This window comes from Rubripirellula lacrimiformis (genome assembly GCF_007741535.1).
Lineage (GTDB): Bacteria > Planctomycetota > Planctomycetia > Pirellulales > Pirellulaceae > Rubripirellula > Rubripirellula lacrimiformis.
Map to the genome: position 1 here is coordinate 6003708 of NZ_CP036525.1, position 13836 is coordinate 6017543.

Here is a 13836-nt window from a genome sequence, read left to right on the forward strand (position 1 = left end):
CGGTTGGCGTGCGATCGAGCGGTTCGGACTAGGTCCGTTCGGACGGATCGTTGTCGGCCGTTATTTTGGTCCGTCCGGCCAAGATTGCTTCTGCGACCAGCAAGTCTTCGGGATAGGTAATTTTCAGGTTATCGGATCGCCCGGGAACGATTGCCACGGCGTGCCCAATCCGCTCGACCAATTCGGCATCGTCGGTGGCAGGTCGACCATTGTGCTTTTGATAGGCCTGTTTCAACAACCCGGTGGAGAAGACCTGCGGGGTCAGGGCAACATAAAGGTCACGTCGATCGACCGTTTGGGTTCGCGCCGTGGCCTCGTTTTCTCCCACCGCCCGCTTGATCGTACCGGGCACCGGCATGCCCAGGATCGCTGCACCGGTTTGTGCAGCCACATCAAAAACCGCCGTTAAATCGCTGTCCGTCACTAGCGGACGGGCGGCGTCGTGCACCGCGATCCAGCGTACTTGGGGGTCATCGACAAGCACCATCATTCCGGCTCGCACACTGTCCGACCGCTCATCGCCACCACCGACCAATTCGATTCCCAATTCCGCCACGAGGCCGGCGAACTGGTTCTGGAAGACGACACGATCGGCCGCCGAGACCGGCATGACGATGCGTCCAACCAGCGTCTGAGCACGCAGCGCGGCCGCGGATCGGTACCATAGCGGTTTGCCAGCCAACATCGCAAACAGCTTGTTTTGGGCACTGCCAAATCGCTGTCCGCTGCCGGCCGCTGGCATCACGACGGCGATCGCCCCGATCGTGGGCGGCTGATGAGAAGGATCGTGCACAACAACCTCAAAGGCAAAGGTAGCGAGGGGCAAAGAATCGAAACCGATCCGCCGGGAACCACGGGCGCGGTGAAAATCGATTGGGTTAGCAACGCACGATCAGCAAGTGTCGGGACTGCCATAGTGGGATTCGCCAGATACTTCCCGTGCGTTGCTTAGCGTGAAGAATGGTCCGGCGAGCATGGTTTGTCTATTCCTCGATGTCCTCGTACTCACTTTCGTCTTCGTACTCTTCTTCCTGTTCCTCGACCTCATCATCTTCTTCGTCGTCCGCCAGCTCGTCGTCCGTTTCCAATCCCTGAAGCGCCTGCCACTGCGGCATCGTCATCACGACCTCTCGCGCTTTGCTGCCGTTGTAATCGCCCACAATGCCGTCTTCGGCCATGAAGTCGATCAGTTTCGCCGCGCGACCGTAACCAATCCCCAAGCAGCGTTGCAGCAGCGAACAGGACCCACGTCCTTCGCGAATGACCACCTCGATCGCACTGTCATAAAGCTCGTCGCGTTTCTTGATCGCTTCCATCGACGTGCCTTCGCCGGCTTCGCCTTCGGTTTCAATCTTCAGATTCATCAGTTCGCCGACGAAGTTCTGTTCGCTTTGGCTACAGTGTGCACAGACCGCGTCAATCTCGTCGTCCGATAGGTAGGTGCCTTGTCCGCGAATCAACGTGCTGGTGCCTGGCCATAGGAACAGCATGTCCCCGTTGCCCAACAGCTTGTCGGCACCGTTTTCGTCCAACACGACTCGGCTGTCCGTCTTGGATGCCACTTGAAAACTCAAGCGTGCCGGCAGGTTACTTTTGATCAAACCGGTGATGACGTCGACGGTAGGTTTCTGGGTCGCCAGGATCAGGTGGATCCCGACCGCACGACTCTTTTGTGCAAGCCGGATGATATGGGTTTCCACGTCCTTGCCCGCGGTCATCATCAAGTCCGCCATCTCGTCAGCCACGATGACGATGAAGGGCAGCTTGTCAGGCACGTCGGTCGGTTCATCCGCCTCGTCGATCTCCAAACGCCGCAGAATCTCTTCGCGGCCCAGATCGTTGAAACTATTGATGTGACGCACGCCCACCTTGGCTAGCAGCGAATACCGCTCCTCCATCTTCTCGACAGCCCATGCCAAGATCGCCTCGGCCTTCTTCATGTCCGTGATCACCGGGTGCATCAAGTGTGGCAGTCGGCCATAGCCGGACAGTTCGACCATCTTGGGGTCGATCATCAACATCCGAACTTCGTCGGGACGGCAGCACATCAGGATGGACGAGATGATCGTATTCAAACATACCGATTTCCCCGTACCGGTTCGGCCGGCGATCAACAGGTGAGGCATCTTGGCTAGATCGACCACCATCGGGTTCCCCGAAACGTCCTTGCCCAAGAAGACAGGGATGTTCATTTTGGCACTGCGGGTGTCCGATTCCTCGATCACGTCACGCAGCATCACGACCTGGCGAGTTTCGTTGGGGACTTCGATGCCGACGGTGTTTTTGCCAGGGATCGGCGCAACGATCCGAACACTGGGAACTCGCAATGCGATCGCCAAGTCGTCGGCCAAGCCAGTGATTTTGCTGAGTCGCAAACCGGCTTCCAATTCGATCTCGTACTGCGCGATCACCGGACCGGTTTCGATCTCGACGACTCGGATGTTGAAATTGAAATCGCGGAAGGTTTCCTCCAGGATTTGTGCTTTGCGACGGACCTCCTGCAATTGGTCTTCGTAACACACGTCGTCGCTTTGCTGCAACAATTCCAGCGGCGGCAGCGTGTAGTCATCCAGCCCCGACGGCGCGGACTCTTTGACATTGTTTAAAAATTCAGCCCGCGGATCTTTCTTGTCCTTCTGCTTGGGCGCACGCACCTTCGGATCACTCTTGGGAGCCGCGATTTCGTGAGCTCCGTCCTGACGCACCGTAACGGTTTCGTCCTCCAACTGGATCTCGCGAGTTGGCGACTGCGCGACAGGTTCCTCTTCTTCGTCCTCCCAATCACCGTCATCATATTCATCGGTTTCAGCTTCGCTGTCCGAGGCCGGAACTAGCGCCGCGGCGGCATCGGCAGCGGCTTGCCCAATCTTTTTAGCGCGATTGAACTTGATCTTCGGCCCGTCTTGGCTGGCGGCGTCGGCCGGGGCTGGCTTGTCCGGATCGATCACATCCACCGAATCACTGGTCGCAGCAGGTTCAACGGCTTCGTTTTCGGTATCCAACGTGATCGGTTCTTCCACATCGGTAAATGGTTTCCGCAGCCGTTTGCCGGGCAACACATCGACGGCTCGCCGCATCGACCGACGCGACAGGAAGGCGCTTTTGGCAACAATCTTTTGACCGGCATATAGCAGCGCATAATCGGTCGTCAGCAGCAGTCCCACCGCGATCAACGTCAACGTCAAAATCCAACCACCGGCGGGCGCAAAGTGCTGCAGCAACCATGTCGAAGTCATCGCGCCGAGGTATCCACCGGCGCCGACCACGGGCATGCCTTCGATGGCGGCATGCGAAAGCGATGCTGCGGTCGCCGTTGCCAGAACCGTGATGGTCCCGCCCAACGAACGCAGCACGGGCGCATTGAGCCGTCCGCGAATCAACAATGCTGTCGCCACCCCCCCACAGCCGGCGATCACCAAGGCCGTCGCCAGCCCGATCGCATCGAACAGCAGGGACGACAACAACGCCCCCCAATAGCCACAGGCGTTCGTGATCGCGTCGTTGGGTGGATAGACAACCAGGTCGGGCGAATAGAACTCGCTGACCGGCCAGATCGGCGTGTCGACGGGATCTGCGGCGCTGCGAGTAACGACGGACACGACCATGATCAGGGTCAACGCCACCAATGCGATAGCGGCGATATCCCGAACTAGGTTCGGTTCGCGTTCGAATCCATCCTCGGACGATTCAGCAGGAATGGCCGACATCGCAACTTGACTCGGTTTTGGGGACTGGGCGGTTGAACCCATCGATCACACAAACGATGCGTACAACGCGCACACACGGCGTATCGATTCATTCGGCACAATCCGGCCCCGCAGGCAAGTCGACCCCCATTTGCCCGCATAATCGGAACTGTTTACCAGGGTCAACGCGACAAACGCCCGCGATTCCACTCAAAAGCCACCGCAGCGGGATTCGCGAGAATTCCATTTTTTCGTCAGCGAGACCGAGGGAATTCTGGCGAAGTCCACTCCCGATTAGATGGCGAGAGCCATGACGGTATCTATTGAACGGCGAAGGTGTGGGCGTCCCCTTGGATGACCACTAGATCGGCGTTGGGGGAGATCGCGGAGTGAGTTTGCTTGGTCCCATCAGGCCATTGAACATCGATCGAGCATTCCAGGCCGGCGGGCACCGCGAATCGTAGACCGCGTTGATTGCTGCATAGGTAACCGTCACCTGACGTCTGCGTTGCAACCATGGATGCCGCAGCGTTTTGGTCGATGAAAGATACCGTAACCGTCGCACCAATGGCATCACGCTGACAACCACGACCGACCAATTGAATTTTCAGGCACTCTCGCTGTGATGGACACTGGTTCTTCAGCAGCGCCACCGGTTCGGTCTGATGAGTCACGACCAAATCCATTCGACCATCTCGGTCAGCGTCGATCGTCCACAGCGCGCGACCGACATGCTGGCCTTGCAGATAGTCGCCTGCGATTGAATCGGCAATCGAGACGTAGGCGTTGTCGGACCCACGCCGAAAAATCTGCATCGGTTGTTCGTACTGAACTCGTTCGTCGCCACGCGAAAAGACATCGACATGTCCATTGGTCACAACCAGTTCTGGCGTTCCATCTAAATCCAAGTCGACCGCTTCGGTTCCGAATCCAACCACCGGCATCGTGACACCGACCAGTCCTAATGGCGAGGTTTGATCTTGCCACATGCCCGGCGATCGCTGGTCATGAAACGTGTTGTACTCTTTGTCGAAATTGGTCACGTACAGATCCATATCGCCATCGGAGTCCAGGTCCGACGTTGCAATCCCCATCGACCCCAGCGCCAGTGAACGACCATCGGTGCCGACGCCGCGGATCATGGCCGATTCCATCATCGCGGGCTGTCCGCCATCGCCGCCGCGTTGGTCCCATGTCCAAAAATGATTGTTGGTCATGTCATTGGCCACGAATACACTGACGCCGGTGCCAGATGCCGGCGATCCAGATGCCGGCGATCCAGATGCCGGCGATCCCGATGCCAGCGACCCGGCGACGATCCCCAGGCCGCGTCCCGGCACCGCGGGGTGCATCGACCAGTCGTCAGTGCGGTCGACTAGGGTGCCCTGTGGTTTGCCCTGCAGGATCCAATCGCGGTGGGCGGCAAACTTGACGGGCGTGCATGACCGAACCGAATCCGTCCCCGCCAAGGGGCAGCCATCGGTGGTCGGTTCCAAACCGGCACAGTAGTTGACGACGACGGCATCGGACAATCCATCGCCGTCCACATCGGCAATGGCGGCGCTGGTCGACCAAGTGATCATCGCATCGGCATCCAAACGGATCCCCCAAGCCTGCGATTGATCCGCGAAGGTTCCATCGCCATTGTTGATCAGTAGCGTGTTGGGGCCGTAGTTCAGCAACAGCAGATCGGGGAAACCGTCTTCGTTGATGTCGCCGACGGCAACCCCTTGGCCGAATCCGCGATCGCCGGTGGCCGACGCCGAGGTTACCGAGGCAAACTGTCCGTCAAGATTCCTAAGCAGTTCGTTCGCGGCCGAATCGAAACTAGGCGGCTTTCCACCGGCCGCCATCAAATACAAATCGGGCCAACCGTCCAGGTCAAAGTCGATCGTGCCGCCGCCACAGCCCAACGTTTGGTACAGCATGATGCCGGGTTGATCCAACTGGTCGCTGGTTCGGCCAAAGAACTGGACACCCGCTGCGTCGGCTAGATTTTCCAGTCGCCAAGCTTGCAGCATCGGATCCGTCCCGGGTTCGGGCTCCGTCGGTGATGGATCGAGCGATCGAGAACCGGGTTGCCCCGAATCCGCCTTCGGTGGCGTTTGGGCCAACCGACTCTTGTTCATCCCACCGCCTGACTTAGCAATCGACGGCAGCGAGAACCGCGTCAGATCCAACTGCAGTTCCGGGTTGGCATCGACGGTTTGCCAAGGCGTTTGCCGATCCAATTGCTGGATGATTTTTGTGCGAGTAGATTCCAATGGAACGGCGTCGTTTTCGGGCAACGACATCGCGACTGACGCCCAGGCCTCCGCTTCCCAGGGACGACCAAGTTCCAGCAGAACGTTGACGATGTCTAGAACGATCTCGCGAGAAATCTTTCCGGTTCGTTCGAAGCGGTTTTTCAACTGATTGAATTTGCTAAGCCGCGTCGACCGAGCCTGAACCTGATCGATCAAATCGGGATCCAATTTGGTGATCGGGGCACCGTCGGACGTGCGAAGTTCGGCCAACATGGTGCCAAGTTTCGACCAAGCCTCTAAAACGTCAGGATCCAATCCGGTGGCTTCCCAATAGCATCTTGCCGCTTCTTCCCATTGGCCCCGCGACCGCGCCCAATCGCCAATCGCGATCCAGTAACCAGGGTAGGCTTCGCTGCCCGATGGCACCTGTTCGGCCCAGCGTTTCAGTTCATCGGGAAGGTCCGACGCTGCAAGGCATCGTCCCAGCAGGACTTGGGCCGGCAAATAGTCCGGGTGCGTCTCGATGATCTGTCGCAGCAGATCACGGGATGTTGCGTAGTCGCCTTCGTCAAACTTCACCTTGGCGGTGCCCAACAACGGACGCCGGTCGCCTTCGTTTCGATCAGTCATCTTGGTCAGGACATCGGGGTCCATGCTGCGCCGTTCGGTATTGCTAAGTGTGGTCAGCAACTCCATGTCAAACTGACGCGCACGCACCAGCACGCGACCATGTTCGGCTCCTCGTACCCGATCTTCGGTGCCCATGACCAAGTCGAACAGCAGCCGGCGAGTCTTGACCTGTTCGGGATGTTGTTCGATCGCGATTTCCAACAAGTCCATCGCTTCGTACAGACGCCCGACACCAATCAACGCCACCGTCGCTTGTTCGATTCGGTCGGGGCGGACGTACGATTCGACCTGACAGGCACGGGCCAGCAAGTCAGCGGTTTCGTTCGTTTTTTCGAGCTTGTAGGCCAGTTGGGCTACCGATGCGATCACGTCGGGATCATCCCCATGAATCTCTAGCACCTGCGGCGCCCATTCCCACGCTTGTTGGGTCAGCCCGCGTTTGGTCAGCGAGACCATTTTGCGCAGCGGCCGCTCGGGAACTTGGGGCACCGAACCGGAGGGATCCGGCGACCCGCCGCAACCGACGACCAACCCACACACCATCAACAAACAGCAAGCTGCAGCAACGATCCGTCCGGCGGCCACCGCGATGGACGGGGAAACGGTGGTCGGGCAACCCGGGATCGGTACGTCAATCGTTGGGGCGTCAATCGTTGGGGCGTCAATCACTGGGTCGCCAATCACTGGGTCGCCGTCCATGGGGTCGCCGTCCATGGGGTCGATGATCGTTGGGTCGATAGCGGGACCAGAATGGTGGGATGGCGATGCGGGGACAGTGATCACGATCGGGTTGGTTCCGTTTCAGTTGTCAGACGTTTCGATTTTTGATGCTAACGCCAAGTGGCCGAATTGCGACCAACATCGCTAGACTGCAAGTCTACCTGATTGAGTTCACTTTTTTCGAACTCGGCATTTTCAATGTTACACGCACCTCTGCTGAACCAAACGATATGCTGACTCGTCGGATTTTCGCCGGTTTCATCGCCTTGACCACATTGACGCTGGTGGGGTGCAAACCGTCCTCATCGCCTTCGTCGGCCCCAGCAACATCGCCTGATCCGACAGACGTTCAGGACGATCGAGAAATTCCGGACGGTGCCAGCGATTTGAAACCGGATGTGTTTCTGCGCAAGATGCAGCCGATCGTTCAGAAATTCTGCTCGGATTGCCACGTCATGCCGCGGCCATCCAGTTCGCCAAAACACGAATGGCCCGCCGAGGTGGACCAGGGGTTCATGCTGTACGTGACATCCGGCCGCAATGATCTGCGAGTGCCTGATCGCGATGATGTGTTGAAGTATTTTCAGCTGCAGGCTCCTGAGGAGCTGGACATTTTGGGGCCGACGCTTGGACATCCCCCAACCGACCTGAAATTGTCGCGCGAAGAGATTCGATTCGACGAGGAATGGACACCGGCGGTTACCAATCTGCGTTGGTTGGATATCGGAATCGGTGATCAGCCAGCGATGGTCTACTGCGACATTAGCACCGGGGCGGTGAAGGCGCATTGGCTAGGCGGAACCCGGGCGGGGACGACCGAGCGTTTGGCGACCCTGCTGCAACCGGTTCACGTCGAAGCGGGCGACTTGGACGCCGACGGACATTTGGATTTGATCGTATCGGACATCGGCGAATTCAATGCCGACGACAGTGATTTGGGACGCGTGGTTTGGTTACGCCGCCAAGCGAATTCAGAAAAGTTCACATCGATCGTTTTGGCCGATGGGCTAAGCCGCGTATCGGACGCTCGCCCCGGCGACTTTGATGGTGACGGCGACTTGGATGTGTTGGTGGCGGTGTTCGGTTGGCGGAACAGCGGCCGAATCGTGATGCTAGAAAACATGGGTACCGACGACAGCGGCCAGCTTCCCACCTTCGAACTACGTGCGATCGATGAACGACACGGGCCTGTGCATGTTCCCCCCATCGATTTGAACGGTGATGGGCACTTGGACTTTGTCGCGCTGATCAGCCAGGATCACGAATGCGTCGAGGCGTTCATCAACCGAGGCGATGGCAGTCTGCAGTTTGATCGCCAGGTGATCTACCGCGCCCCTGATCCCGCCTACGGATCCAGCGGGATCGAACTGGTGGACATGGACGGCGATGGCGACCTGGATGTTTTGTATTCCAACGGCGATTCGTTTGACCGCGGATTGAAACCCTATCACAGCATCCAGTGGCTCGAAAACACGGGCGGGTATCCCTACCAACATCATCACATCGGAAAGATGCCAGGCGTATTGTCGGCGCGGGCCGGTGATTTCGATGGCGACGGCGACATGGACGTCGTGGCCGGTTCGTTGTGGGCCAATCCGCTGATTCAACAGGCCCAAAACCTGGACACCACATCGATCGTGATGTTGACGCAGACCGCGCCCGGTGTGTTCCACCCATCCAAGGTCGAAGGCGGCATCCACTATCACCTATCGATCGAAACCGGTGACTTCGATGGCGATGGCAAGCAAGAATTTGCGGCTGGCAACTTCATCCGCAATTTAAAAGTGGACGCGCCGGAAGTCGTGGTTTGGTGGAACCGAGAGTGATCCACTCGGCAAGTCAAGCCAAACACACCTGGCTACCTGCTTCACACCGTGCAGCGTCGATTGAAAATTCTCGGTAGCTACCGTGTCCCGAAGGTCGCGAAGGCGGCTTTCAGACTGGTTTCACCGGCGACGGCCTGATCGATTGCGGCTTGTCGAAGCAATCGAGTGCCTTGACCAACGGCGGCTCTGCGAATGGCCGCGGGGTTGGCTCGTGTGCGAATCAGTTCGGCGATCTTTGGCGATACTCGGATCACTTCGAAAACGGGGAACTTGCCGCGGTACCCCGATTGTCGGCACTTGCGACATCCAATGTCTCGATACATTGTTTGATTGGGATCGATGCCAAACTTCTTGGCCAGTTCGGCAGAGATCGGATGCGGATCCTTGCAGTCCGGACACAATCGCCGAACCATCCGCTGGCTGACGATCGCGGCAAGATTGCGAGCGATGTTGGCGGGGCGGACGTTCAATTCGGCGAGTCGCCCGAGGCATCCGACGGAATTTGCTTCGCGCAGTGCCGACAACACCAATCGGCCGCTGGACGACGCACGCATGCAATCGGCTGCGGTTTGATCGCAGTCCAGTTCGCCGACCAGGATCACATCGGGGTCCTGACGAAGCACACCACGCAGTGCCATGCTGTAGGTCAGACCTTGGTCGGGCCGAATGCGAATTTGGTTGACGCCCGGCAGGGGCAAGTCAATGTTTTCTTCGACCGTGCAAAGATTGGTGCGATGATCGTTGCGGTAGTCCAAGCATGCTGCCAACGTCACGCTTTTACCGCTGCCGGTCGGTCCGGAAACCAACACCAATCCTTTTTCGGCCGAAAGCGTCTTGGCCAAGATTCGCCGATCCAGTTCACGCATCCCGAGCGACAGCAGGTCGCTGGGCAACGAATCATGATCGGTCAGGTGCAGAACGGTTTTGCGTCCACCGTGGGTCGGGCAGGTGTGAACGCGAACGTCCACTTGTCTTTTCCCGCGGCAAAGCTGGAACGCACCTTCCTGTGGCATATCGATATCAGCGACTTCGATTTGGCTTCGCGATACCAAATGGGTGACCATCGACTCGGACCATTCCGGTGACGGCGGTGCAAATTCATCCAGGGCACCATCCAAGCGAACACGGACGCGATGTCCTTGGACGGCAGGTTCGATGTGGACATCACTGGCACCAAAGCCCAGCACGTGATCGATCAATTCGCTTAGGTACCGTGCGGCCGGTGGTTGCAGTGCACCGCACGAACCATGTTCGACGGCCTCGCTGAACCATCGCCCGGCTGGCGGCGGTGCGGATATTTTCGGTGGGGTCGCTTGGGTCAACGATTGGTTGCCGTACATCACTGCCAACAGTTTTCGCATCACCGACAATGTTGTAAAGAACGGTCGCATCTGCCGCCCAGTGATCAACCGAATTTCGTCGGCTAGCAGCAGCGAATCCGGCGAAAAGACAGCCACTTCGATCGTCTGCCCGTCGTCCGACAAGGGCGCCACCAAGTGTTGGCAACACAGTTCGGCTGGCAGAACCTTGCACAGCGACACATCAATCGGGGGCGGACAATCCGATGGTGGATCGAACAGCGGCAGCAGATAGTGGTTGGCGTAGGCTTCGGCAATGAACCGTTCGTCGGCCAGTCCGTTTTCGATCGCCAGTTGTTCAAAAGGAACGTCGTTCTGGTCGGCGGTTTCGTACAGTCGTCCCAGCCGATCGGGATCCATTTGGTTCAGTGTGTGGATCAGCCGAACGATCAATGGATCACTGACCGAAGAATCAGTTTTGTGTGAATCACTGCTGCGTGAATCAATGGCGGGCGGCTCGTGGACGGGTGGACCATCGATCCGCGGCTTACTGATACGTGATGGGTGGTTGGGTGGTTGATGGACGGGTGGTTGATGGATGGGTGGGCCGTCAACAGGTATCGCGAATGCTTCGGTGATCATTCTTGGCCTCGATGGTGATCGTCACAGCAGTCGGCAAGGCAATAGCGGGCTTCTTCGACATCGCCTCGCAACCGTGGCTGAATCATGTTGGCGGCTAGTTCGCTGTTGGCCTGATCCATGCCGTCTTGATTGAATACGACGTCGTAGGCCCCCACCCCAAAGGTTGAACCGACGCGAGTCAGGGTCAATGACCACTGGTCGTAAGCCGATTTCCGGATCGATCCGCTGGAAAAATACGGCGGCAGCAATCGAGCGAGGTCCAGGTCGTCCAGCGTTTGGGAAAATTCGCCATACTGGTCGTAGTGACGTTGTTGGGCGGATTGAACATCGCACAGAAAGTCGTACGCGGCGTTCACCTTGGCCGTTTCGGCCGACCGAAGGTAGATCGGCACGCCGACCACCGCGCCGGTTCCGATCATCAGAACGACGGCGAATGCAGCCAAGGCAGGGCGAATGTGTTTTCGTGCTAAGAACATCGGTGGCAAAAGCGTCAGTGGTGAGCGGTAAGCTGGGGCTTCATCGATCCGCCGGGCGAGGGCTCGGACAGCCGCGGCACGCTTGCGAACGATGACTCGCAAACCCGTTGACGAGGTTCACGACATCAACGATTAGGCCACTGGCTAGGCACACGATGGCAGCCAAGTGCCGAAATGCCCGCGACACCCCAATCCGGTGGGAAAACGGTTCTGGTCGTAACAGTTGTCGCGATGGGGCATGCGACGGGGGCCGCATAGGGTTCTGGACAGACGCGGCGATTCGGATCAAGTTGCCCCCGGCGATCCCGCCCAACCCATCCTGCGATTCACCACAAACATGGGCTGGCCCGGCGTGATATCCCGATGGATCTGGCCCCCTGCGCGCCTTGCCCGACAGGTTACGGATTCCAATACTGACTCGTCCCGCCCCGCCGCCCCCCCGCTTTCCCAAACGCTGGCCGATGACCATGTTTCGAACTGTTCCGGCCAAACTGCACGACTGCCACCAGCACGGTGCGGGTTCGGGCGCCGAACTTTTTGTGGTCGAAGGCGATTCGGCATCCAAGGCGGTTGTTCGAGCTCGCAATCCTGTCACGCAAGCGGTGCTGCCGATGCAAGGCAAGCCGATGAACGCGTACAAAGCCGGTAAGTCAGCGGTCAAGCGAAACGAACTGTACCGTGCGTTGGTCGATTCGATCGGCTTGGGCTGGGATGCCGAACAGGACCTGCCATCGATACGTTACGATCGTGTGGTCATGTTGTTCGATCCCGATGCGGACGGGATCCACTGTGGTGCATTGTTGTCGATGTTCTTTTATCGGTTCATGCGTCCGCTATTGGAATCAGGCCGGATCAGTGTGGCTCGCGCACCACTCTACGAATTTTCGTCACCCGATACCGATGATCGGTTGCACGCTTACAACGAAGATCACTACCAGAGAATCCGATCGGCTTTGGATGCGAAGGGAATGCGATACTCGGCACAACGTTACCGCGGGCTAGCCAGCATGAACGAATCGGCATTGATATCGACTTGCTTGGATCCGAAAACCCGAACTCTGCACGGGCTTGCCGTCGCGGATGCAGAAGCAGCGATTCGAATTTTTTGTGGCGTCAAGGTATGAACATGGATACTGAATTTCAACCCGATCGAGTCGACGCGTCGGCATTCATCGCTGAAAACGCGACGGTGATCGGCCGAGTCGACATAGGCTCCGGTGCAAGCGTATGGTTTGGCGCGGTGATTCGCGGTGACACCGAATCGGTTTCCATTGGGGACCGATCGAACGTGCAAGACCTGTGCGTGTTGCACGCTGATCCGGGTTTCCCCTGCGTGATTGGCCGGGACGTCACGATTGGTCATTCGGCAGTCGTCCATGGTGCGACGGTCGGTGACGGAGCGATGATCGGCATCCGCGCGGTGGTCTTGAACGGAGCCAAGATTGGTGCGGGCGCGATCGTGGGCGCCGGCGCCGTGGTGACTGAAAAAATGGAGATCCCGCCGGGGCACTTGGCGGTCGGCGTGCCTGCGAAAGTGGTCCGAGAACTAACCCCCGAAAACGTCGCTCGCGCCAAACACGCTGCCGATCACTACGTCAGCGCCGGGCAAAGCTATCGGTCCAGCCGCTAAGCGAAGAATTCGCCGGGCGCGGATGGATCCGGCAACCTGGTCCGATGTCGTGAATTTGGAAAAAAAGCTTGGACGGTAGGTTTTTTTGAACGATCGGCTGCCAGCAATGGAAACGCCAGCGACACGCTAGCGACACTTCACGGCGCACCCACTGCAACCGCCCCCGCATCCGCCGCCTTCGCCGGTGCCACAATCGGGGCCGCAACCGTCTTTCAGCAATTTGGCAAAGTGTCGACTACGGACGATGGATTCGTATTTTTCGGCCACCGATCGGGTGACCGTCGTGGCGACTTCGTCGACGGTGCCCAAAAAATGCATCACCAAAGTGCCGCCGTCAAAAATTTGGTCGACGTCCAACAGGCAGGCCACCGACCCCGCCTCTGCCAGCGCCGCCCGGCACGCCTCGACCGCTTCGCGTTTGTGCCGATCCAGACGCCGGATCAGCAATTCGTCTTCTTCGGTGGTCGCCCGGACCACGGAAACCATCGAATCGGCGGCTTTTTGCGAGTCTCGGCAGGGGCCAACGACTTCGCCCAATTCCGTCCCACGCCCGGTCCGTGCAATCACTCGGCGGCCTCGGGATAGCGGTTCGGGGGCCTTGGCGGCATGAATTTCGGCGAGCGATCCGATGCGAAGGAAGACGGGATGCATGAATGAATGGGATCCGGAGGGCTGGCGGCTG

9 protein-coding genes are annotated in these 13836 nt (G+C 58.5%); 3 read left to right on the forward strand and 6 right to left on the reverse strand.

All coding sequences use genetic code 11. The features are described from left to right. Positions 1 to 28 precede the first annotated feature (28 nt). The 3 genes from ispD to K227x_RS31475 all read right to left on the reverse strand — a co-directional run bounded on the left by ispD (position 29) and on the right by K227x_RS31475 (position 7276). Entirely contained in the window at positions 29 to 793 is a 765-nt protein-coding gene (gene ispD, locus K227x_RS20995) for a 2-C-methyl-D-erythritol 4-phosphate cytidylyltransferase (RefSeq protein ID WP_315854320.1), read from the reverse strand. Positions 794 to 983: 190 nt separating this feature from the next. Further along, a complete protein-coding gene (locus tag K227x_RS21000) occupies positions 984 to 3707 on the reverse strand; it encodes a DNA translocase FtsK (protein WP_145172624.1) in 2724 nt (907 codons plus the stop codon). 299 nt (positions 3708 to 4006) lie between these two features. Continuing rightward, positions 4007 to 7276, reverse strand: a complete 3270-nt coding sequence (locus K227x_RS31475) for an FG-GAP-like repeat-containing protein (protein WP_145172626.1) — start codon at positions 7274 to 7276, stop codon at positions 4007 to 4009. A gap of 236 nt (positions 7277 to 7512) precedes the next feature. On the opposite strand from K227x_RS31475, the gene K227x_RS21010 reads away from it, so the two are divergent. Beyond that, entirely contained in the window at positions 7513 to 9108 is a 1596-nt protein-coding gene (locus K227x_RS21010) for an FG-GAP repeat domain-containing protein (RefSeq protein ID WP_145178216.1), read from the forward strand. A 77-nt stretch (positions 9109 to 9185) separates the two neighbouring features. Here K227x_RS21010 and K227x_RS21015 read toward each other — a convergent pair whose 3' ends face one another. Together K227x_RS21015 and K227x_RS21020 are read right to left on the reverse strand one after the other, a co-directional pair. Beyond that, positions 9186 to 11048, reverse strand: coding sequence for a GspE/PulE family protein (locus K227x_RS21015; protein WP_145172628.1), 1863 nt, complete (start codon positions 11046 to 11048; stop codon positions 9186 to 9188). Continuing rightward, entirely contained in the window at positions 11045 to 11524 is a 480-nt protein-coding gene (locus tag K227x_RS21020; RefSeq protein ID WP_145172630.1) for a hypothetical protein, read from the reverse strand. The genes K227x_RS21015 and K227x_RS21020 overlap by 4 nt, the downstream gene beginning before the upstream one ends. Before the next feature lie 467 nt (positions 11525 to 11991). Between K227x_RS21020 and K227x_RS21025 the strand changes: the two genes are divergently transcribed. After that, entirely contained in the window at positions 11992 to 12648 is a 657-nt protein-coding gene (locus tag K227x_RS21025; protein ID WP_218933417.1) for a toprim domain-containing protein, read from the forward strand. A gap of 2 nt (positions 12649 to 12650) precedes the next feature. After that, positions 12651 to 13154: a gamma carbonic anhydrase family protein gene (locus K227x_RS21030; RefSeq protein ID WP_391540385.1), complete on the forward strand. Its 504-nt coding sequence runs from the start codon at positions 12651 to 12653 to the stop codon at positions 13152 to 13154. A gap of 126 nt (positions 13155 to 13280) precedes the next feature. Here K227x_RS21030 and K227x_RS21035 read toward each other — a convergent pair whose 3' ends face one another. Beyond that, a complete protein-coding gene (locus tag K227x_RS21035; protein ID WP_145172636.1) occupies positions 13281 to 13805 on the reverse strand; it encodes a hypothetical protein in 525 nt (174 codons plus the stop codon). Positions 13806 to 13836 lie beyond the last annotated feature (31 nt).